This is a genomic window from Streptomyces sp. NPDC001100 (assembly GCF_053598575.1).
Map to the genome: position 1 here is coordinate 181685 of NZ_JBSFKO010000011.1, position 22108 is coordinate 203792.

A 22108-nucleotide genomic window follows, 5' to 3' on the forward strand; every position below is an offset into this window, starting at 1 on the left:
CGGAAAACTTCTCCGGAAACACGAAGAGGCCGGGGCGACAGGGCCCCGGCCTCCTCCTACGACGTACGTCCTACGCGGTCGCCGCCTGCACCGACGGCTCCCCCGTTTCCACGGTCGCGCGCTCGGTGTTCCTGCGCACCAGCAGCAGGGTGACGACCGCGCCCAGCAGGGAGGCGCAGCCGCAGATCACCACGCCGAGAGCCATGCCGTGGCCGAGTGCGGCCTGCGCGGCGGCCTTGGCCTGGGCGCTGCCCGCGTTGACGACGGCGAGGGGTCCGACCGCCTTCTCCATGCCCGCGTCGGCCCCGCTGAGCTTGCCGACGAGGGCGGAGGACGCGGCGCTCATCGCGATGGTGCTGATGACGGCGGGGCCCAGGCCCTGGCCGAACTCGCGGACCAGGCTGGTCGCGCCGCTGGCCATGCCGGTCATGTTGATCGGTACGGCGTTCACGGCGGCGGAGGTCAGCGAGGACACCACACAGATGAAGCCGACGCCGAGCAGCAGCACCGGGCCGATGAAGGCGGCGAGGGAGGTGGTGGTGATGGGCAGGGCGGCGATCCAGAACTGTCCGGCGGCCATGGGCAGCAGACCGCCCATCAGGAGCCAGCGGGCGTCGACGCGGGTGAGCATCTTGCTGAGCACCGGCGCCAGCAGCAGCGGGATCAGCTGGAGGATCACGAACGGCATTCCGGCCCGCAGCGGGCTCAGGTGCATCACCGCGCCGAGGCGGATCGAGACGCAGTAGGCGGTGCCGATGAAGCCGAACATGCCGGCCAACGCGACGACGGCCGCCGCCGCGAACGAGGGGATCTTCAGCAGGCCCAGGTTGAACATCGGGGAGGCCGCGCGGGTCTCCGCGACGACGAACCCGACGAGCGCGACGGCCGCCAGGGTCAGCGAGCCCACGATCGCCGCGCTGCCCCAGCCGCGGCCGCCGCCCTCGATGACGCCCCAGAGCAGGGCAGTCAGGCCGACGGCGATGGTGATCTGGCCCGGCCAGTCCAGCGCGCGGCCCTCGGGTGCCTTGGAGTCGGTGACGAGCTTCCAGCAGGCGCCCGCGACGATCAGACCGAGCACGACCGGCGGTACGAACGCCCAGCGGAAGTCGGCGACCGTGGCGAGGACCCCGGAGGACAGCGGGCCGAGCGCGGAGGCGAGGGAGATCGACAGCGCCCAGGTGGAGACGGCTTTCGCCCGGTCCTTGCCGTCCGGCGTGGCCGCCGCGATGACCGCGAGGGAGCTGGGGAACAGCGCGGCGGCGCCGATGCCGGCGAGGGCCTGCCCGGTCCACATCATGGTGATGTTCTGCGAGGTGGCGTTGAGGAGTTCACCGAGCGCCAGGACGAGCCCGCCGAGCACCAACAGCCGCTTGCGGCCGAAGAGATCGCCCACCACACCGAAATTCAGTTCCAGAATCGCGGTGGGGAGAATGAACGCGGAGGTGACCCAGGCGACCTGGGAACCCGAGGCGCCGAATGCGGCCTGGATTTCCCCGTTGATGGGCGAGGGAACGGTAATGCACAACTGTGCCGCCGCGACCGCGAGACAGCACGCTATGAGCGTTCCGGGGTCCAGTCTTTTCAAGGAGATCGAATCCGTCATCGTGCGTGCCCTCACTCTGCGTTTTTCTCTATGAGTTCGATGAGATTTCCCTCGGGGTCGCTGACCCAGGCCATGCGTACTCCGGGCTCGGGGGACGGCCCGGGTGCCATGACCTCGCCCGCGCCACGGGCCACCAACGCCTCGTGGACGGGGTCGAGTTCGGGGGTGGTGACCGCGAAGTGCCCGTATCCCTCGGTGAGTACGGCGGTCATCGGGTCCGGTGCGCGAAGGCCGGGGGCGGAGCCGGGTCTGGCGAGCAGTTCGATGCGCCAGCCGCGCGGATGCTCCAGGACGACACCCCGCAGACCTGGCCCTTCGAGATGGAACTCGAAGACGGTCTTGAGGCCGAACGCACCCTGGTACCAGGCGGTTTGGGCGGTCAGGTCGCGTACGTTGACGCCCACGTGGTCGAGTCGGACGGTCACGGCGGCTCAGCCCGCCATCGCGCTGTCGCCGCCGTCGACCATGAGGTTGGCGCCGTTGACGAAGGCCGCCTCGTCGGAGCAGAGGAAGGCGGCGGCCCGCGCGATGTCCTCGGGCTGCCCCACCCGGCCGGCCGGGATGCGCGCCTCCAACTGGGCCCTGGGACCGTCCGGATCGTCGAGGAAGGGCGCGGTGGCGGAGGTGCGGGTCATGCCCGGGGCGATGGTGTTGACGCGGATGCGGTGCGGGGCGCCGGCCGCGCACAGGTGCATGCTCATCGCCAGCACCCCGCCCTTGGCGGCCCCGTGGGGCACCATCGGCATGAACGGCGCCCCGCGTACGGCGGCCACGGAGGCGACGTTGAGCACGGCCCCACCACCACGGGCGATCAGGTGCGGCCAGGCGGCCTGGGTGCAGAAGTAGGGGATGTCCAGCTCGTTCTTGATGGTGAAGTACCAGTCCTCGGCGGGCATGGTCTCGAACGGGCCGTTCCGCAGCGCGGAGGCGTTGTTGTAGAGGATGTCGATCCCGCCGAAGGCCGCGATCCCGGCCTCGATCCACTCCCGCGCACCGTCCTGGGTGGACAGGTCCACGGGTGCCAGGGACCGCATGATTCCACCGGCCTTTTCGACGAGTTCCACGGTTTCCGCGGCACTGTCCTCGTCGAGGTCACAGCCGAAAACCTCGGCGCCCTCCGCCGCGAATATCTGCGCCGCGGCCCGCCCTATTCCTGCCCCCGTTCCACTGATGAAAGCGATTTTCCCGGCCAGTCGACCCATGATTGCCAAGTCCCTTGTCCCGTGCCGCCGTGGTGCGGTGGTGGCAGCGTAGGTACGGCCATTGACCAGAACAAGAAATGGGTCGACGAAGGGCCATCGGGGGTTCGTATGGCTGGTATGAGGCGGGAAGCCGGGAACTCCGCACGGCTTCACGGCAGGATGTCCCCATGAGCACCGACGACCAGGCCCGGCTGATGCGCGCCAACCAGGCCAACTGGGACGCCCGCACCCCCGTGCACCTCGCCAGCCGGTTCTACGGCCTCGACGGCGACCCGGACCCGGACCGCTGGTTCGCCGCCTTCGAGTGGGACGACCTCGGCGAACTCGCGGGCCGCGACGTGCTCCACCTCCAGTGCCATCTCGGCACCGAGACCCTCGCGTTCGCGCGGCGCGGGGCACGAGCCGTGGGACTCGACTTCTCCGAGGCGTCGGTGAAGGCCGCGACCGGCATCGCGGCGAAGGCGGGCCTCGACGTCGAGTACGTCCAGGCGAATGTGTACGACGCCGTCGAGGCCCTGGGACAACGGCAGTTCGACGTCGTGTACACCGGCAAGGGCGCCCTGTGCTACCTGCCCGACCTCCCGCGCTGGGCCGACGCGGTTGCCCAACTCCTGCGCCCCGGGGGACTGTTGTACATCGTCGAGTTCCACCCCCTGCTCAACTCCCTGGGCCCGAAGCCGAATCCGGGCGAGGGACCGGAACTCCTGCTGCGCCACGACTACCTGGGCGGCGGCGGTCCGGTGCACCGGGACGCGACGTTCACGTACACCGACGGTCCGGCCGTCGCGGACGCGACCGACAGCTACGAGTGGATGCACGGAATAGACGAGGTCATCAACGCGTTGACGACAGCGGGACTCAACATCCGAAGGCTCCGTGAGAGCGACGGACTGCCGTGGCCGCGCTGGCCGCGCATGGAGCGGACCCCGACCGGCTGGTGGCGGTTGCCCGAGCCCAGGATTCCCCTCCTCTACGGCCTGCTGGCGAGCCGCTGAGCCGTATCTCACAGCCGCAACCGCACCGGGTGTGCTACGGTGCGATCAGCACTTGTGTACGCCCCGTTCAGGGCGCCGGTGCCAGCACCACTTCTTCTCCGCCGACCGGCCCGTCGATTCCGACCGGCACACGGCTTCCTCACACCACCTCGCGACCGGCGTTCTTCCGCCGCACCCGAGGTGATGTTCCCGCCGCCCCGAGGAGCGCTGATGCGCCCTCCCTCTGCGGCTTCTCCCCCTTCCTTCCGCATGACACATGCAACCGTCCTTGAAAGGACCACCCATCATGACCACCACACTCGAACCCCCCGTACAGCAACAGCCCCGCACCCAGACCGCGACCGGTGTCCTCGACATCGACGGCAACGGGAAGGGGCACCTGCGGGCGCTGAACTGCCAGCCCGCGCCCACCGACCTCCAGGTCTCCCCCGCGCTGATCCGCCGTCACGGCCTGCGCAAGGGCGACCTCGTGGAAGGTGTCCGCGGCGGGCAGCGCGCCCTGACCGAGGTCGCGTTCGTCAACGGCCGTACGCCCGACGAACTGCGCGGCCGACGCCACTTCCGCGACCTCACCCCGCTGCACCCGCGCGAGCGGTTGCACCTCGAACACCCGGCGGCCGGACTCACCGGACGCGTCGCCGACCTGATCGCCCCCGTCGGAAAGGGCCAGCGCGGACTGATCGTGGCCCCGCCCAAGACCGGCAAGACCGTACTGCTGCAGCAGATCGCGGCGGCCGTCGCCGGCAACCACCCCGAGGCCCGCCTCATGGTGGTACTGCTCGACGAGCGGCCCGAGGAGGTCACCGACATGCGGCGCTCCGTGCGCGGCGAGGTGTACGCCTCCACCTTCGACAAGGCGCCCAAGCAGCACATCGCGCTGGCCGAGCTCGTGATCGAACGGGCCAAGCGGCTCGTCGAGGCGGGCGAGGACGTAGTGATCCTCCTCGACTCGCTCACCCGGCTCTGCCGGGCACACAACAATGCGGCGGCCTCCGGCGGCCGTACCCTCAGCGGCGGTGTCGACGCGACCGCGCTGATCGGCCCGAAGAAGTTCTTCGGCGCCGCCCGCCTCGCCGAGGAGGGCGGCTCGCTCACCATCCTCGCCACCGCCCTGGTCGAGACCGGCTCCCGAGCCGACGACTTCTACTTCGAGGAGCTCAAGAGCACCGGCAACATGGAGCTCCGCCTCAGCCGCGAGCTGGCCTCCCGCCGGGTGTTCCCGGCCGTCGAGATCAACCCGTCCGGCACCCGCCGCGAGGAACTCCTGCTCACCCCGGCCGAGTTGACGACGGTGCACGGCCTGCGCCGCGTCCTCCAGAACAGGGACGGCCAGAGCAGCACGGAGACCCTGCTGGAGCGCATGCGAGAGACCCCGGACAACGCGACGTTCCTACGCCGCATCCAGCCCACGCTCCCTTCGAGCTGACCTGAGCGTGCTCTTCCAGGGGCGCGGGGCTGTCTCGACATACGGCTCCGCCGCGTGGGCGCGACCAGCCCCCACCGGCCGTCAGCCAAATCACTAGCGCATCCGGGTGCACACTCACCCCACCCGGCCCCGCCATCGCCGTCCATGACGACTCCGTTCCTACGTTTGCCGGTATGACTATCGGATTCTCGCCCCGGATCGCTATGTCAGCCTGCGCCCTCTGCCTGACAGGCGCCCTCGCGTTCACCCCCACCGCGGCGACAGCCAACACCGGGCCGGATCCCAGCACCCAGGTCCACCCCCGCCCCGGCGCCCCGCAGCTCCCGGACGTCTCAGCCCTCTCCTGGCTCGTCGCGGACGCCAACACCGGGCAAGTCCTGGCCGCACACGACGCGCACCGCAGACTCCCGCCCGCCAGCACCCTGAAGACCCTCTTCGCCCTGACCGTCCTCCCCACGCTCCCCGCAGGGCTCCGGCACCGCGTCAGCGAACAGGACCTGGCCGGTATCGGCGAGGGCAGCAGCCTGGTCGGGGTCGAGGCGGGCCACACCTACCGCGTCGCCGACCTGTGGCGCGGGGTCTTCCTCAACTCCGGGAACGACGCCGTGCACGTCCTGGCCGCCCTCAACGGCGGCTGGGACGTCACGGCCGCCCGGATGCAGGCCAAGGCGCGCTCCCTGGGCGCGCTCGACACTCATGTCATCTCGCCGGACGGCTACGACACCGACGGCCAGGTGTCCTCCGCCTTCGACCTCGCGGTGTTCGGGCGGGCCGGGCTGCGCAACGCGGACTTCGCGCGGTACTGCTCCACCGCCGAGGCCGAGTTCCCGGGTGACGGGTCCTCGTACGCGATCCAGAACACCAACCGGCTGCTGACCGGCAACGACGGTGTCGAACCGTATCCGGGACTCATCGGTGTCAAGAACGGCTACACCACCCACGCGGGCAACACACTGGTCGCTGCGGCGCGTCGGGGCGGGCGGTCGCTCGTCGTCACGGTGATGAACCCTCAGGCGGGCGGCGGCTTCACCGTGTACGAGGAGGCGCGCGAGCTGCTCGACTGGGGTTTCGCGGCTGCCGGGCGGGTGTATCCGGTGGGTTCGCTGGACGCGTTGCGGGCGAGTCCGCGACCGGGGCCCGCCGCCGTGCCGGTGGCCGCAGCGGCCGTACCGGACGATGGTCCGGGCTGGGCCGAGACGGCGGCGATCGTTGCGGCCGCGGTGCTGGGCGCGGGCGCGGTGGTGGCGGCCTTGCGGTTCAAGGGCCGGCGGATTCCCTCGGCCTGACAGGTCGGCAGCCACAGCAGCAGGCCGAGCGTGACCCAGGTGTACGTGTTGCTGCCGAGGAAGCCGTCGATGCCCGAGGAATCGTCGAACCACAGCCACACGACACTCGTGCACATCACCGCGTACAGGGCGCCCGCGATCCGCGGGTGCCCCGCGCGGACCAGCACGGCGAACGAAGGCAGCAGCCACACCAGATGGTGCACCCATGTGATCGGGCTGATCAGACACGCGGTCAGCCCGGTCAGCGCGAAGGACGCCGTCCAGTTCCCCGCGACGACCGCACGCCGTACTCGCACCGCCCATACGCACAGCACGAGCAGGACGACCGTCGCCCACAGCGGGCGGCCGGTCTCGCCGAGGCGGGCCAGGACGCCCTGAAGGGACTGGTTGGAGACGTAGTCGAGGCGACCCACCCGGGTGGTGTCCCACATCGCCCGGGTCCAGTAGAACTTCGAGGCACCTGGGTCCACCAGGGCCGCGAGCCCGGTCGCCGCGAGCGCCACGGCCGTCGCCACCGCGGCGGCCTTCCAGTGTCTGGCCACCAGCAGCAGGCCGATGAAGAGCGCCGGCGTGAGCTTGATGGCCGCGGCGAGTCCGATGCCGAAGCCCGCCCAGCGGCCCCGGCCGGTGGAGAGCAGCCAGCCGTCACCGAGGACCAGGGCCAGCAGCAGGAGGTTGACCTGCCCGAAGCTGAAGGTGTCGCGCAAGGGCTCGAACAGCGCGAGACCGCAGGCCACCAGAGCCCACCCGAACCAGCCGTAGCGCCGCCATCCGGGACCGGCCAGGATGCGCAGCACCACGGCGAGGGCGACCAGGTTGAGGATCAGCGCGGCGACGATCGCGGTGCCGAGCCCGAGGTAGCCCATCGGGGCCATGCTGACGGCGGCGAACGGCGGGTAGGTGAAGCCGTAGGCCGTCCCGGGCACGTGGTAGTCGTAGATCCGGCCGCCGTGGTGGAGCCAGGTGTGGACGGTGCCGTAGTAGACCCGCAGGTCGAACCAGTCGCGCAGCAGTGGGACGGTCGCGGTGAAGACGGTCACGGTGGTGGCGAGGGCCAGCACCAGGAGGATTCGGCCGCGGTCGGTGGTGGGTGTTCTCATGCCGTACGTCCCAGGGCCGGGGCTTCTGCCGCCTGGCGGGCCTGCCAGAGGACGACGATGGCGAGGACGCCGCCGGAGACGGCCAGGACGAGTTGTCCGATGTCGGCGGGTCCGCCGCTCGGCAGGACGGCGAGCGCGAGGACGCCGGTCACGGCGGCCACTCGGTGCCGTACGGACGTGCTGGGCGCTGCGGCGGCGATGAGGAAGAGGCCCCACAGGGCGTACCAGGGGCGGATGGCCGGGCCGAAGGCGGCCACCACGGCGAGGCTCAGGCCGAGCGCGTAGACCGGGCTGGGGCGCAGGCGGAACCATATGGCGAGGACGGCCGCGCCGGTGACCGCCAGTCCGAGGGCGTGCCACGCCGGGATCGCGAAGGGGGCCAGGCTGCTGCCGAGGTGTTCCAGCAGGGCGCCGGTGGCGCGGCCGAGGAGGCTGGTGAGCGCCCAGTTGTGTGCCGAGACGGGTGTGTCGAGGGCGCCTATCCAGCCGTAGCCCGTGCCCGCGACGGCCGTGGCGGCGACCGTGGTGACCGCGGACGCGACGACGGTCGTCGTGACGGCCTTGGCCGGGCTGCGGCCCGCGCGGATCTGGAGCAGCACGACCGCGGCGAGCCCGAGCGCGGCAGGAGCCTTGACGAGCGCGGCGAGCGTGACGAGGACGGCGCCCAGGATCGGCCACCGGCCGCGCGCCGCGACCAGGCCGATGCCGAGCAGCCCGAGCATGATCGCGTCGTTGTGGGCGCCCGCGACAAGGTGCAGGAGCACCAGCGGGTTGAGGGCGCCCAGCCAGAGCGCGGCGGCCGGGTCCGCGCCGCACTGCCGGGCGAGCCGGGGCAGGGCGGCGGCCATCAGTCCCACCCCTAGCAGGGCGACGAGCCGCATCCCGAAGAGCCCGGCGGGGAGTTGCCCCCGGGTCAGTCCGGACAGCCCGGAGGCCAGGGCGAGGAACACCGGGCCGTACGGCGCCCCGGTGTGCTGCCACAGGGGGGCGACCTCGTCGGCGAGGGGGCCGCCGAGCGCGGCGGGGCCGTGCGCGTAGACGTCCATGTGGGCGTCGACCATGGCGCCCTGCGCGAGATAGCTGTACACGTCCCGGCTGAACAGGGGCGGCGCGAGCAGCAGCGGGGCCGCCCACACGGCGAGGACCAGCAGCAGGGAGCGCGGGCTCGGCGGTTCGGCGCTGCGGATCTGCCTGCCCAGCAGAAGCCAGGCCGCGATCAGCAGGACGACACCGAAGTAGACCCCGACCAGCCCCAGCGCGGCCTGCGCCGAGGCCGGGGAGAAGACGTCGGCGGACGGCAGCGCTCCGGCCGTCTCACCGCCCAGCGCGAGGACGGCGGTTCCGGCCAGACCGAGTACCTGGCAGCGGCGGAGATCGACGGGAAAAGCCATGGCCAACACTCGTTCAGCGTGTCAACGCCGGATGGCGGGAAAGCGACGTGCCGCTCTCCGTGCGGCGGACTGCGCGTGACCTCCGTGTGATCGGGCCTCGCTATCAGTGAGTTCGCCGTGCGTGTGCGGCTCCGGTCAGAAGACCGAGACCCCGGTCAGCGTCGTGAAGCGGTCCAGCGCGGCCACCCCGGCGACCGAGTTCCCCCGCTCGTCGAGTCCCGGGCTCCACACGGCGAGGGTGCACCGGCCCGGGACGATCGCGATGATGCCGCCGCCCACTCCGCTCTTGCCGGGCAGGCCCACCCGGTAGGCGAACTCGCCCGCCGCGTCGTACGTCCCGCAGGTCAGCATCACGGCGTTGACCTGCTTGGCCTGGGTGAGGGTGAGCAGCCGGCTGCCGTCGGCGCGGCTGCCGTGCCGGGCCAGGAAACCGGCCGCGAGGGCGAGATCGGCACAGGACGCCATGATGGAGCACTGCCGGAAGTACTGGTCGAGGAGGACGGGCACCTCGTTGTCGATGTTGCCGTAGGACTTCATGAAGTGGGCCAGGGCCGCGTTGCGGTCGCCGTGCGCGGACTCGGAGGCGGCGACCTCCTTGTCGAAGTCGAGGCTCGGGTTGCCGCTCTCGGTGCGCAGGAAGGACAGCAGCTCGCCCGCCGCGTCGCCGGTACGGGTCTGCAGCCGGTCGGTGACGACGAGGGCTCCCGCGTTGATGAACGGGTTGCGCGGGATGCCGCTCTCGTACTCCAGCTGGACAAGGGAGTTGAAGGGGTTGCCGGAGGGCTCGCGGCCCACGTGCTCCCAGAGTTCGTCGCCCTCGCGGGCCAGGTCGAGGGCGAGGGTGAAGACCTTGGTGATGGACTGCGTGGAGAACGGCTGCCGCCAGTCCCCCACGCCGTAGACCGTGCCGTCCAGCTCCGCGACGGCCATCCCGAAGCTGCGCGGGTCGCAGGCCGCGAGCGCCGGGATGTAGTCGGCGGGCCGGCCGCGGCCGGGGGTCCGCTCGATCTCGCCGGCGATGCGCTCCAGGACCGGCAGGAAGGTCATCGAGGGGGACATGATCACCATTGTGCCTCCGGTCCGGTCCTGGTGCGCGTCCGCCGTCAGACGGCCACGGGACCGCTGCCGGCCAGGACCTCGGGCCGCAACAGACCGGCGAGCGTCTCTGCGGGCAACAGGCCCTTCTCCAGGACGAGTTCGGCCACGCCCCGGCCCGAGGCGAGGGCCTCCTTGGCGATGTCGGTGGCGGCCGTGTAGCCGATGTGCGGGTTGAGCGCGGTCACCAGGCCGATGGAGTTCTCCACGCTCGCGCGCAGCGCCTCGGTGTTGGCGGTGATGCCGTCCACGCAGCGCTCGGCCAGCGTGAGGCAGGCGGCCCGCAGATGCGTGATGCTCTCCGACAGCGAGTGCAGGATGATCGGCTCGAACGCGTTGAGCTGGAGCTGTCCGGCCTCGGCGGCCATCGTGATGGTGACGTCGTTGCCGATCACCTCGAAGGCGACCTGGTTGACGACCTCCGGGATCACCGGGTTGACCTTGCCGGGCATGATGCTCGAACCGGCCTGCACCGGCGGCAGGTTGATCTCCCCGAGCCCCGCGCGCGGCCCGGAGGACAGCAGCCGCAGATCGTTGCAGCTCTTGGAGAGCTTGACCGCGACCCGCTTCAGCACACCCGACATCTGCACGAACGCCCCGCAGTCCTGCGTGGCCTCGACCAGGTTGGCCGCCGTCACGAGCGGCAGCCCGGTGATCTCGGCGAGGTGCCGCCGCGCCGACTCGGCATACCCGGCCGGCGCATTGAGTCCGGTCCCGATGGCCGTGGCTCCCAGGTTGATCTCATGGATCAACTGGACGGCCTCGTCAAGACGTTGACGGTCCTCGTCAATCATGACCGCATACGCGGAGAACTCTTGACCGAGCGTCATCGGCACCGCGTCCTGCAACTGTGTACGGCCCATCTTGAGCACGTCACGGAACTCGACGGCCTTACGGGCGAACGCGTCCTGCAGTACGGACATTGACGCGATCAATCCGTGTACGGCGAAGACGGTCGCTATCTTGACCGCGGTCGGATACACGTCATTGGTCGACTGCCCGAGGTTGACGTCCTCGTTCGGGTGCAGGTATTGGTACTCACCCTTGCCGTGCCCCAGCAACTCCAACGCCCGGTTGGCGACAACCTCGTTGGCGTTCATGTTGGTGGAGGTGCCGGCCCCGCCCTGCACCACGTCCACGACGAACTGGTCGTGCAGCTTCCCGTCCCGGATCTCCCGGCACGCGGCGACAATGGCGGCCGTCTTCTCCGCCGACAGCAACCCCAACTCCTCGTTGGCGAGAGCGGCGGCTTCCTTGACGGCGGCAAGAGCGTTGATCAAGTGCGGGTAGGTCGAGATGGGGGTACCGGTGATGGCGAAGTTCTCGGTGGCCCGCAGGGTGTGAACACCCCAATAGGCATCGGCGGGAACATCACGGTCTCCGAGCAGGTCGTGTTCACTGCGGTTCATGAGGGTGCAGGTCCTCTTTCATCGGGATGAGTGCAGTCTTTTTGGGGGCGCGGGGAACTGCGCGACCAGCCACCGGACCCGCAGTGCCCCAACAACCGATCTAGGCACACGCGGACAACGGCGACACAGGGTCCAAAGCCCGCACAGGCCGCACACGACCCACCGGCTCCCCACCCCCCAGCAACGGCTCCCCCGCAAACTCGACAAGCCGAACCGGATCAACTCCAGCCCGCGCAAGCCCAGCCGCAGCGACCGGCACCCGCGCCCGATTCGCCCCGTCCGCGATCTTCACCGCAACAGCCCGCCCATCGGGCAACGCGGCAACCTCGACACCCTCGAAACCGTCCTTGGCCAACAGCCCGGGAACGGCCCGCATCAACGCGGCCACATCCCGCCCGGCCCCGGACGCCATCTCCGGAAACTCCCGCATCGCATCCGCGACCCGAGCCTCCGGCGTACCGGGCGCGGCAGTGGTGATCCGCGAAACAGCCCGAGCAAGCCCGTGCAGCGAGATGGAGAACAGCGGAGCCCCGCACCCGTCCACACTCACCCGAGCGATCCGCTGGCCGGTGAGATCCTCGACGATCTCCGCGATCGCCTGCTGAAGCGGATGCGCGGGGTCGAGATAGTCGTCGAGGGACCAGCCGTTGAGCTTCGACACGTACAACATCGCCGCGTGCTTCCCGGAACAGTTCTGGGCGAGCCGGGACGGCTGCCGACCCTCGCGCACCCAGGCATCGCGCGCGACCGGGTCGTAGGGCAGATCGGGGACGTTGCGCAGGTCGTCCTCGGTCAGCCCGGCGAGTTCGAGGATGCGCCGGGTCCCGGCGAGGTGGCGTTCCTCGCCGGAGTGACTGGCGGCGGCGAGCGAGAGCAGCTCGCCGTCGAGCGGTAGTCCCGCCCGCACCATGGCGACGGCCTGGACGGGCTTGATCGCCGAGCGCGGGTAGAACGCGGCCTCGATGTCGCCGATCTGGAGCTGGACCTGGCCGTCGGTGTCGAGGACGACGACGGAGCCGTAGTGGATGCCCTCGATCATTCCGCCGCGTATGAGGTGGGCGACGGGTGCGTGGAGGGGTTCACGGATGAGGGGTGGGTCCGCGAGGGGACTGCTGTACATCGCTGCCTGTCAGGTCAGGACGGCGTGGGTCTCACGCGTCGGGTGCGGTGGTGGACGTGCTCACCACGCGGCGGCGGACGGCGAACCATCCGGCGACCAGCGCGGCGGCGATCAGCGGCAGACACAGCACGGTGGTGCGTCCGGCGCCGCCGTCGGCGTACATGAGGACCAGGACGGAGGCGAGGAAGGCCAGCGTCACGAGTTCGGTCCAGGGGGAACCCGGCAACCGGTAGCTGGGCCGGGAGAGTTCGCCCTTCTCGGTCTTCCGCCAGAAGAGGAAGTGACAGAGCATGATCATGCCCCAGGTGGCGAGGATGCCGATCGCCGCGAAGTTGAGGACGATCTCGAACGCGTCGGCGGGCACTACGTAGTTGAGGCCGACGCCGAGGACGCAGATGCCGCTGGTGAGCAGGATGCCGCCGTAGGGGACCTGGCTGCGGCTCATCACCGAGGTGAATTTCGGGGCCGAGCCGGACATCGCCATGGAGCGGAGGATGCGGCCGGTGGAGTAGAGGCCGGAGTTGAGCGAGGACATGGCCGCGGTGAGGACGACGAGGTTCATGACGCCGCCCGCCGCCGGGATGCCGATGTTCGACAGCACGGTCACGAAGGGGCTCTGGCCGGCGCTGTACTTGTTCCAGGGCAGCAGCATCGAGAGCAGGAGCACCGAGCCGACGTAGAAGAGACCGACGCGCCACATGATCGAGTTGATCGCCTTCGGCATGATCTTCTCGGGGTTCTCGGTCTCGCCCGCGGCGACACCTACCAGCTCGACGGAGGCGTAGGCGAAGACGACACCCTGGATGATCAGGAGCATGGGCAGCAGGCCGTTGGGGAAGATGCCACCGTTGTCGGTGACCAGGGACGGACCGGGGGTGGTGCCGTCGACCTGGTGCTGGGTGACCAGGAGGAAGATGCCGATCAGCATGAAGACGACGAGCGCGCTCACCTTGATGATCGCGAACCAGAACTCAAGCTCGCCGAAGAGCCGGACCGAGATCAAGTTGACCGTCAACACGACCGCGAGAGCGATCAATGCGATCAACCATTGAGGGATGTCGGAGAACATGCCCCAGTAGTGGGTGTACACGGCCACCGCGGTGATGTCGGCGATGCCGGTGGTGGCCCAGTTCAGGAAGTACATCCAGCCCGCTACGTAGGCGCCCTTCTCGCCGAGGAACTCTCGGGCGTACGACACGAAGGCGCCGGACGAGGGCCGGTAGAGGACGAGTTCGCCGAGGGCGCGGACGACGAGGAAGGCGAAGAGTCCGCAGACCGCGTACGCGATGAAGAGGGAGGGGCCGGCGTCGGCGAGGCGGCCGCCGGCGCCGAGGAAGAGGCCGGTGCCTATCGCGCCGCCGATGGCGATCATGTTGACGTGCCGGGACTTCAGGGACTTGCTGTAGCCGGCGTCTCCGGCGTCGACATGGCCGGATCGTTTCTGCACGCCGTCGCGCAGGGACTGCTCGCTGCCGTGCAGGGACTGGTCGCTGCCGTGCAGGGACTGGTCGCTCACGCCTCGGGTCCGCCTTCCGTGGGGGTGTCCGTGCGCGCGGGGCGCACGATGTCGGTGAGGGTCGTCTCGACCCGGTCGAGGTGGTGGGACATGGCCTCGACGGCGTCCGGCTCGCTGCCGTCGATCAGCGCCTCGACGATCGCCCGGTGCTCGCGGTTGGACTGCTCGCGCCGGCCGCCGAGTTCGTTGAGGAACGCGGACTGGCGGGCCAGCGCGTCGCGGATCTCCTCGATGACCCGGCGGAACACCGGGTTCTGGGCGGCCTCCGCCACCGCGAGGTGGAAGAGGGTGTCCATCGCGACCCACGCGGTGGTGTCCGTCTCCCGTTCCATCCGGTCCAGGAGGTGCGCCAGGTGGTCCAGGTTCTCCGGGGTGCGGCGCAGTGCCGCGTACCCGGCGACCGGGATCTCGACATGGCGGCGCACTTCCAGGAGGTCGCTGGCCGCGTAGTCGCCGAAGGTGGGGTCCTCCACGGCGCTGGCGACCACGAAGGTGCCCTTGCCGGTCTTGGAGACGGTCAGGCCCATGGTCTGCAGGGCCCGCAGGGCCTCGCGGAGCACGGGTCGGCTGATCTCCAGGGTGCGGCACAGCTCGGCCTCGGAGGGCAGCTTGTCGCCGATGGCGTAGTCGCCGCGCTCGATGGCGCCGCGGAGGTGGACGAGCACCGCTTCCATGGCGCTGACGCGCCGCGGTCCGACTCCACCTGTCTGGCTGTCTGACAGGTTCACGGACGTGATCCTGCGGGTGACGGGACAGTGCTGTCAAGCGGTCGGAAAAGAAAAATACAGAGGGCGCGCAGCCTGAAAATCCGGCTTCACGCCCTCCGTCATGATCGACCATGCGGTGTCAGCTGTTGAGCACACCCGTGCCGAGCAGGCCGAACAGCAGCAGCCCGATGATGATCCGGTAGATCACGAACGCGTTGAAGGAGTGCTTCGCGACGAACTTCAGCAGCCAGGCGATGGAGGCGTAGGCCACCACGAACGACACGATCGTGCCGACGGCGAGCGGCGCCGCGCCGACCCCCGCGCCCAGAGCGTCCTTCAGCTCGTAGATGCCTGCGCCGGTGAGGGCGGGGATGCCGAGGAAGAAGGAGAGCCGGGTGGCGGCGACCCGGTCCAGGTCGAGGATGAGACCGGTGGACATGGTGGCGCCGGAGCGGGAGAAGCCGGGGAAGAGCAGCGCGAGGATCTGCGAACTGCCCACCAGCATCGCGTCCTTGAAGGTCGTGTCGTCCTCACCGCGCTTGTGCCGGCCCATCTGGTCTGCCGCCCACATGACCCCACTGCCGACGATCAGCGACGCGGCGACCACCCACAGCGAGCCGAGCGGGCCGTCGATGAGCGGCTTCGCGGCGAGACCCACCAGCACGATCGGGATCGTCGCGTAGATCACCCACCAGGCGAACTTGTAGTCGTGGTGATAGCGCTCCTCGCGATTGCGCAGACCACGGCCCCACGCGGTCACGATCCGCACGATGTCCTTGAAGAAGTACACGAGGACGGCGGCGATCGCGCCGACCTGGATGACGGCCGAGAACCCGACGACGGAATCGTCGTCGACGGGGATCTTCATCAGCCCCTCGACGATCTTCAGATGGCCGGTGGAGGAGACGGGCAGGAACTCGGTCACCCCCTCGACGACTCCGAGGACGGCGGCCTGACCGACGCTGATGACGCTCATGGGATCCAGTTCTTCGGGATTGGTCGACAGTGCTGTAGACAATAGCGCTGGAGGCGGTCCTGCACGGGCGCGGGATCCGCCCGATTTCTTACGCCCACAGGGCCTGCGCGATCGACACCCCGACAAATGCCGCACCGAGGCCCGCCGTCACGCTGCCGACGACGTTGGCGGCGGCATAGAGCCCCGCCCCCGTCTCGGTCAGTCGCAGTGTCTCGTACGAGAAGGTCGAGTACGTCGTCAGGGCCCCGCAAAGGCCTGTCCCGACGAGGAGTTGGAGATGCGAGCCGGCCGCGCCGGCGGACACCGCTCCGGTCAGGGTGCCCAGGATCAGACAGCCGGTGACGTTCACCGCGAAGGTGCCCCAGGGGAAGACGGAGTCGTGTCTGGTCTGCACCGCGCGGTCGGTGAGATAGCGGAGCGGGGCGCCGACGGCGGCTCCCGCGACGACCAACAGCCAGTTCACAACGACCTCTTACCCTTCACGCCTGTTTCGCCGGGCTCGTCGGCGCGGCCGACGTACCGGATGACCTCGCAGTCGTCGAGGATCACGAGTCCCTCGGTGACGAGTTCGTCGAGCTGCGGCAGGAAGGCCCGTACGCGCTCCTCGGTGTCGACGATCACGATCGCCACCGGCAGGTCCTCGCTGAGCGACAGCAGCCGTGTGGTGTGGATCAGGGAGGAGGCGCCGAAGCCCTCGATGCCCCGGAAGACACTGGCACCGGCCAGCCCGGCGGTGTGCGCGCGGTGGACGATCTCGGTGTACAGGGGCTTGTGGTGCCAGGTGTCGTTCTCGCCGATGAAGACGGTCACGCGCAGGGCGCTGCCGGTCAGCCTGGTCATCGCTGCCTCCACTTCAGGACACGCCGGGCCGCCGTCACCGCGAGCCACACCGCCGCGAGGGCCGCTAGCAGGGTCGCGGCGAGATAGGCCAGCGCCGTGCGGGGATGGCCCGCGTCGATCAGTTTCTGGATGTCGACGGCGTACGTAGAGAAGGTCGTGAAGCCGCCGAGCACCCCGGTGCCGAAGAACGGCCGCACCAGCCTGTGCGCGGCCCACACATCGGTGATGACCACCATGAACACGCCGATGACGGCGCAGCCGACCACATTGATCCAGAACGTCGTCCAGGGAAATCCGCCGCTCTGCGCGGGCCACCACAGGGAGGCCGCGTAGCGCCCTGTGGCGCCGATCGCGCCGCCCAGCGCGACCACCGCGACGACGGGTCCCTGACCGCGCCAGACAGACGGCCGCGGGGCCTGTGGCCGGGCGCGGACGCTCTCTGCTTCGGGAGCTGTCATGGCCGTACGTCTCCTACTCGTCGGGGGCCCTGGGGGCACACGCCTCTACAAGTAGGGACCGTTGGCGGCACCTCTGCCGCGGTTCGGGTACGGCGGGCCCCACCGCCGCGCCGCGAGGGGTGCTCGCGGCCGGGCATCAGGGTAACGCCGGTGACCTGCCGGGGTCACTTCGGGGCGGGCGGCTCGCACAGCGCGATCCCGCGCTCCCGCACGCTGCCGAGCACCAGGTGCCCGGCGGCCTCACAGACGCTGGTGGCCATCCGGTACGGCGAGCCGTGCGCGACGAGGTGGTGGACGGCGGTTCCGTCGTCGTCGAACGCCATGGCGCCGATCATGCCGGTGGGGCGGAAGGGCACGCGCACGGCTACCCGGGCCGCGGCCTGCCGTACGGCGGGTGAGGCCCGGTGGAGGAGTTCGAGCGGCGCGACGCGCGGGCCGGCCAGCGCCACCCAGATCGGTCCGTCCGGGCCGGCGCGCCAGAGGTTGTCGGGCATTCCGGGGAGATCGTCGACGAAGGACTCACTCTCGCCCGCCTTCGGTCCGGTGAGCTGGTAGCGGGTCAGCCGGCGGGCGCCGGTCTCCGCGACGACCAGGAAGGACTCGTCGGCGCTCGGGGCCAGTCCGTTGGCGAACTGGAGTCCGTCCAGGAGGACTTCGGGAGTGTCGGCGCCGGGTGCCAGGCGCAACAGCCGCCCCGTGCCGGTGTGTTCGACGATGTCGCCGATCCACCGGTCGATCGGGTAGCGAAGGCTGAAGACGGTGAAGTACGCGCTGCCGTCCGACAGCGCGACCACGTTGCTGCAGCCCACCAGCCGCTCCCCCGCCACCGAGTCGACGAGGACACGCACGGTTCCGTCCGCCAGGTCGACAAGCAGCAGCCCGCGTTCCGCGTCGGCCACCAACAGGGCGTCGTCCGGGAGGAGTTCGAGGCCGAGCGGCCGTCCGCCGGTGTCGGCAAGGGTCTCGACCCGCACCGCCTCGGGGTCGATCAGTCCGTCGAGGCGCAGGATGCGGCCGTCCTCGACGCCGGTCAGCACCCGGCCGCGGGCGTCGGCCACCACGTCCTCGGGACCCACGCCCCCGATCGCGACAAATCGGCGGGCGAGCAGTGCACTGGGTCGGTCCACGAACACCTCCACGGTTGGGCCCGGCGCGCGTACGCTTGCTGTTCTTCCCGGTCATCGCGGCACCCGGGCACGTTTGCCGAGCGTATTCCCGGTGACCCGGATCGCGCTGCCGACAGGCGAGAAGTGAGAAGGGGGCCTCGCATGACGTGGCCGGCCGCCCGCCGCGCGGGAACGCCCCGGTGAACCGAGTCCGCACCGCCTGGAAGCGCCTCGGGCTCGCCGAACTCAACCGGCGCGGGCGGGAGTTGGAGCTGCTGCACCGGGCCATGGGCTTCGCGACGCTCGCCCTGGTCACACTGGCGCCGCTGCTGATCGTGGTGGCCGCGGCCGATCCGATCGGGCACGGGGGGTTCGCGCTGTGGCTGGTGGACGGCATGGACCTGTCCGGCCGCTCGGCCCGCGCGCTCACCGACGTCTTCACCCCGCCCCGCAAGGTCATCGGCACCACCAGCGCCTGGAGCGTGGGGCTGCTCGCACTGTTCGGCCTGTCCTTCGCGTCGAGTGTGCAGAGCGGCTACGAGCATGTGTGGGGCCCGGCCGGCGCGCCCTGGCACCGCATCTGGCGACAGCTGATCTGGCTGGTCATGCTGATGGGCTATCTGTACGCGCAGGTGCAGACCCGCAACGTCCTCGCGGGCACGCCCCGGATCCTGCTCAGCATGGCGGCCGGCCTGCTGTTCTTCTGGTGGGGCCCGCACTTCCTGCTCAACCGCCAGGTCCACTGGCGCTATCTGCTGCCGGGCGCGCTCGCCACGATGGCGGGCCTGGTCGGCCTGCGCTGGTTCTCGTACCTGGTGTTCACCCCGCTCCTGGTCACCAACGCGGTCAGCTACGGCCCGGTCGGCACCGTACTGGTGGTGGAGTCCTGGCTGGTCGGCGTGGGGTTCGTGCTGTACGGCGGCGCGCTGGTGGGCAGGCTGCTGTGCGAGCGGTTCGGGGACCCGGACGCGTCGTTCCGCACCGAACCGGAGACGCCAAAGGAAGCGGAGGAAGCTGACGCCGGGCAGGATACGGTGTGACGCTCGGACCGGCGGTCCCGCTACCAGCCCTTCTCGAACATCCGGGCCACCTCGGCGATACGGACCTCGTCGCGCCGGTAGTAGGTGCGCAGCCGGATCCGCCGGGTGCGCAACAGGCCCAGGGACGCGAGGAGTTCGAGGTGGGTCTCGGCCACCTGACGGGGCACGCCCAGCTTGGCCGCCACCGCCTCCGAGCCGACCCCGGCCTCGTCCAGATACCGATGGGCCGGGAAGTGGGCGGCCGGATCTCTCAGCCACTCCAGGATGTCCAGTCGCCGCTGACTTGCCGGAGTCCTCAGCATCTCGTGCCCCTCCGTCCTGCGCGCCGCTTGCCGCGCCCTCCCACTCTCCCGCAGCATGGTCCGCCTCGTCCCGGACTCGGTGCCCCTTGTCCGGGACCGACCGTTCCTGTTCGGCGCGCTTGTCACCGGCGGGGCATGGGGCAACGGGCGGGACGTGCGGAGACCACAGGGAACGAACTCCGCCTTCCGCAGCCGGAGTTGGCCGAACCACACCGTCGCAGCCGCACAAGAACGCACGCGCGCCGGCCGCCGTCGTGCCGCAGGCCTGCGGCACGTTCACCGGTCAGCAGATCGGTGGCGTCTGCGCTGAGGCGCAGAACAACGAACGGGACGCGGTAACCCACCAGGACACGAACTCCCCCCACCAGAACAGGAGTTGGCAAACCAACACGGCCGCAGCCGCACAAGAACGCACGCGCGCCGGACGTCGGACGTCCCCCTCCGCCCGCGGCTCACGGCTCTCGCGGGCGGAGGGGAGTCGGCTCAGCCGTCGAGTCGGACGACCCGCACGGCTCCGGCGGGAACCGCGAGTCCGCCCGCGGCCCGCTCGCCGGTCAGCAGTTCGGTGCCGTCGGCGCCCAGCGGCACCTTGACGTCCGAGGCACTGTGGTTGATCGCGAAGAGGAAACTGCCCGACTCGCCTTCCCTGCGCACGACTTCGACGTCGTACGGCAATTCGGCGCGCGGGGCGATCCGGGCGTCCTCGGCCGCCCAGCCGAGCAGGGCGTCGAGGCCGTGCGCGTCGAGACGCGTGGACACGTACCAGGCGGTGCCCTCGCCGAGGCGGTGCCGGGTGACGGCCGGGTGATCGGCGGTGAGGCCCTCGGCGTACGTCCACACGGTCTCGGCGCCGCTCGGGACCACGAACTCGGTCCATACGTCGCCGGTGAGTTCGGAGCCGTCTGCTCCGGTGATGCGCACCCGCTCGCCCGCCAGCAGCGGCGAGAACTCCTCGACGGTCAGGCCGAGTACGTCCCGCAGCGGGCCGGGATACGCGCCCTCGTGGACGGCGTCGTGCTCGTCGACGATCCCGGAGAAGTAGGAGACGACGAGGGTGCCGCCCAGCTCGACGTACCGCTGAAGGTTGCGGCCGGCCGCCTCCGTCATCAGATACAGCGCCGGTACGACGACAAGGGGATAGGCCGACAAGTCGGCTTCCGGGTGGGCGAAGTCGACCGTGAGGTGACGGTCGTAGAGTGCCTCGTAGAAGGCGTCGGCGCGCTCGCGGGCGTCGTGGTCCTCGCTGGGCCGCCACTCCAGTTTCTGCGCCCACCACGACTGCCAGTCCCATACGACAGCCACGTCGGCCTGCGTGCGCGTGCCGCGTATCTGGCTCAACTCATTGACGGACGAGCCGAGTTGGACGACCTCGCGCCACACACGGGTCTCGGTGCCGCCGTGCGGGAGCATCGCGGAGTGGAACTTCTCGGCACCGCGCCGGGACTGGCGCCACTGGAAGAACATCGCGCCGTCGGAGCCGCGCGCCACGTGGGAGAGGGCGTTGCGGGCCATCTGGCCGGGAGCCTTGGCGGGGTTGCGGGGCTGCCAGTTGACGCCCGAGGTGGAGTGTTCGAGCAGCAGCCAGGGGGCGCCGCCCGCGACGGAGCGGGTGAGGTCGGCGGCCATCGCGAGGTTGACATGGGTGCGGCGGCCGTCGGTGATCAGGTAGTGGTCGTTGGTGACGAGGTCGACCTCGCGGCCCCAGGCCCAGTAGTCGACGGACTCGCACTGGCTGAGAGCGGCCATGAAGTTGGTGGTCACGGGGATGCCGGGCGCGAGGCGGTGCAGGATGTCCCGTTCCGCGACGAAGTTCTCGCGCATGGTGGCGTCCGCGAACCGCGTGTAGTCCAGCGCCTGGGCCGGGTTGACGGCGGTCGGGGTGCGGCGGGGCGGGTTGATCTGACTCAGATCCGCGTAGCGCTGGCCCCAGAAGGCCGTTCCCCAGGCCTCGTTGACGCCGTCGACGGTCCGGTAGGTCGTCGTCAGCCAGCGGCGGAAGTGGGCGGCGCAGGAGTCGCAGTAGCAGGCGGAGACGGGAACGCCGTACTCGTTGAAGACGTGCCACAGCGCGAGGGCGGGGTGGGTGCCGTAGCGCTCGGCGAGGCGGGTGGTGATGTTCGCGGCGGCGGCGCGGTAGTCGGCGTTGCTGTGGCAGATCGCGCCGCGTGAGCCGAACTCGTAGCGGGTGCCGTCGGCGGTGACGGGCAGGGCCTCGGGGTGGGCGCGGTAGAACCAGGCGGGCGGGGCGACCGTGGGGGTGCCGAGGTCGACGCGGATGCCGTGCTCGTGCAGGAGTTCCAGGAGGCGGTCGAGCCAGCCGAAGTCGTACACAGCGGACTCGGGTTCCAGCAGGGCCCAGGAGAAGATGCCGACGCTCACCATGGTGACGCCGGCCTCCCGCATCAGCCGGACGTCCTCCTGCCAGACGCTCTCCGGCCACTGCTCGGGGTTGTAGTCCCCACCGAAGGCGAGCCTGGTGAGCCCCTTGGGTGTGGTCTCCGGCATGGATCTCTCCCGTAGTCGATCATTTGGGAAC

20 protein-coding genes and 1 pseudogene are annotated in these 22108 nt (G+C 70.3%); 4 read left to right on the plus strand and 17 right to left on the minus strand.

The window, feature by feature from the left end; genetic code table 11:
• Positions 1–70: 70 nt before the first annotated feature.
• Genes ACWDEW_RS18355 through ACWDEW_RS18365 form a run of 3 tightly spaced genes read right to left on the minus strand, consistent with a single transcriptional unit; the run spans position 71 to position 2805 of the window.
• Positions 71–1603: an MFS transporter gene (locus tag ACWDEW_RS18355; protein ID WP_450514007.1), complete on the minus strand. Its 1533-nt coding sequence runs from the start codon at positions 1601–1603 to the stop codon at positions 71–73.
• Positions 1604–1614: 11 nt separating this feature from the next.
• Positions 1615–2028, minus strand: coding sequence for a VOC family protein (locus ACWDEW_RS18360; RefSeq protein WP_450514008.1), 414 nt, complete (start codon positions 2026–2028; stop codon positions 1615–1617).
• 6 nt (positions 2029–2034) lie between these two features.
• Complete coding sequence (locus ACWDEW_RS18365) at positions 2035–2805, minus strand: SDR family NAD(P)-dependent oxidoreductase (RefSeq protein WP_450514009.1); 771 nt, start codon at positions 2803–2805, stop codon at positions 2035–2037.
• Between the two features lie 167 nt (positions 2806–2972).
• Between ACWDEW_RS18365 and ACWDEW_RS18370 the strand changes: the two genes are divergently transcribed.
• From ACWDEW_RS18370 to ACWDEW_RS18380, 3 genes and pseudogenes are all read left to right on the plus strand, one after another.
• A complete protein-coding gene (locus ACWDEW_RS18370; protein ID WP_450514010.1) occupies positions 2973–3800 on the plus strand; it encodes a class I SAM-dependent methyltransferase in 828 nt (275 codons plus the stop codon).
• A gap of 286 nt (positions 3801–4086) precedes the next feature.
• The gene (gene rho, locus ACWDEW_RS18375) at positions 4087–5226 is read left to right on the plus strand and encodes a transcription termination factor Rho (protein WP_450514011.1); all 1140 of its coding nucleotides are present in this window, start codon (positions 4087–4089) and stop codon (positions 5224–5226) included.
• 203 nt (positions 5227–5429) lie between these two features.
• A pseudogene (locus ACWDEW_RS18380) lies at positions 5430–6176 on the plus strand (D-alanyl-D-alanine carboxypeptidase family protein); the annotation flags it as partial.
• A 59-nt stretch (positions 6177–6235) separates the two neighbouring features.
• Here ACWDEW_RS18380 and ACWDEW_RS18385 read toward each other — a convergent pair.
• The 12 genes from ACWDEW_RS18385 to ACWDEW_RS18440 all read right to left on the minus strand — a co-directional run bounded on the left by ACWDEW_RS18385 (position 6236) and on the right by ACWDEW_RS18440 (position 18251).
• Entirely contained in the window at positions 6236–7612 is a 1377-nt protein-coding gene (locus ACWDEW_RS18385; RefSeq protein WP_450514012.1) for a glycosyltransferase family 87 protein, read from the minus strand.
• Complete coding sequence (mptB, locus tag ACWDEW_RS18390) at positions 7609–9003, minus strand: polyprenol phosphomannose-dependent alpha 1,6 mannosyltransferase MptB (RefSeq protein ID WP_450514013.1); 1395 nt, start codon at positions 9001–9003, stop codon at positions 7609–7611. The genes ACWDEW_RS18385 and mptB overlap by 4 nt, the downstream gene beginning before the upstream one ends.
• Before the next feature lie 135 nt (positions 9004–9138).
• A complete protein-coding gene (locus ACWDEW_RS18395; protein ID WP_450514014.1) occupies positions 9139–10071 on the minus strand; it encodes a glutaminase in 933 nt (310 codons plus the stop codon).
• Positions 10072–10106: 35 nt separating this feature from the next.
• Complete coding sequence (gene aspA / locus ACWDEW_RS18400; protein WP_450514015.1) at positions 10107–11507, minus strand: aspartate ammonia-lyase; 1401 nt, start codon at positions 11505–11507, stop codon at positions 10107–10109.
• 100 nt (positions 11508–11607) lie between these two features.
• Positions 11608–12627, minus strand: a complete 1020-nt coding sequence (locus ACWDEW_RS18405; protein ID WP_450514016.1) for an asparaginase — start codon at positions 12625–12627, stop codon at positions 11608–11610.
• Positions 12628–12658: 31 nt separating this feature from the next.
• On the minus strand, positions 12659–14143 hold the full coding sequence (locus ACWDEW_RS18410) for an amino acid permease (protein WP_450514017.1): 1485 nt from the start codon (positions 14141–14143) through the stop codon (positions 12659–12661).
• Complete coding sequence (locus ACWDEW_RS18415) at positions 14140–14817, minus strand: FadR/GntR family transcriptional regulator (protein WP_388104425.1); 678 nt, start codon at positions 14815–14817, stop codon at positions 14140–14142. Before ACWDEW_RS18415 ends, ACWDEW_RS18410 begins: the two co-directional genes overlap by 4 nt.
• 172 nt (positions 14818–14989) lie before the next feature.
• A complete protein-coding gene (locus tag ACWDEW_RS18420) occupies positions 14990–15826 on the minus strand; it encodes an undecaprenyl-diphosphate phosphatase (protein ID WP_262060689.1) in 837 nt (278 codons plus the stop codon).
• Between the two features lie 88 nt (positions 15827–15914).
• Complete coding sequence (gene crcB, locus ACWDEW_RS18425; RefSeq protein WP_362976376.1) at positions 15915–16289, minus strand: fluoride efflux transporter CrcB; 375 nt, start codon at positions 16287–16289, stop codon at positions 15915–15917.
• Positions 16286–16666 carry a DUF190 domain-containing protein gene (locus ACWDEW_RS18430; RefSeq protein ID WP_450514018.1) on the minus strand — a complete coding sequence of 127 codons (381 nt, stop codon included), beginning with the start codon at positions 16664–16666 and terminating at the stop codon, positions 16286–16288. Before ACWDEW_RS18430 ends, crcB (ACWDEW_RS18425) begins: the two co-directional genes overlap by 4 nt.
• The gene (gene crcB / locus ACWDEW_RS18435; protein ID WP_450514019.1) at positions 16663–17124 is read right to left on the minus strand and encodes a fluoride efflux transporter CrcB; all 462 of its coding nucleotides are present in this window, start codon (positions 17122–17124) and stop codon (positions 16663–16665) included. Before crcB (ACWDEW_RS18435) ends, ACWDEW_RS18430 begins: the two co-directional genes overlap by 4 nt.
• 164 nt (positions 17125–17288) lie before the next feature.
• Positions 17289–18251: an SMP-30/gluconolactonase/LRE family protein gene (locus ACWDEW_RS18440; RefSeq protein WP_450514020.1), complete on the minus strand. Its 963-nt coding sequence runs from the start codon at positions 18249–18251 to the stop codon at positions 17289–17291.
• Positions 18252–18430: 179 nt separating this feature from the next.
• On the opposite strand from ACWDEW_RS18440, the gene ACWDEW_RS18445 reads away from it, so the two are divergent.
• The gene (locus tag ACWDEW_RS18445) at positions 18431–19270 is read left to right on the plus strand and encodes a ribonuclease BN (RefSeq protein WP_450514021.1); all 840 of its coding nucleotides are present in this window, start codon (positions 18431–18433) and stop codon (positions 19268–19270) included.
• Between the two features lie 20 nt (positions 19271–19290).
• On the opposite strand, the gene ACWDEW_RS18450 is transcribed toward ACWDEW_RS18445, so the two are convergent.
• Positions 19291–19572 carry an ArsR family transcriptional regulator gene (locus tag ACWDEW_RS18450; protein ID WP_359613544.1) on the minus strand — a complete coding sequence of 94 codons (282 nt, stop codon included), beginning with the start codon at positions 19570–19572 and terminating at the stop codon, positions 19291–19293.
• A 483-nt stretch (positions 19573–20055) separates the two neighbouring features.
• The gene (locus ACWDEW_RS18455) at positions 20056–22077 is read right to left on the minus strand and encodes a beta-galactosidase (protein ID WP_450514022.1); all 2022 of its coding nucleotides are present in this window, start codon (positions 22075–22077) and stop codon (positions 20056–20058) included.
• Positions 22078–22108 lie beyond the last annotated feature (31 nt).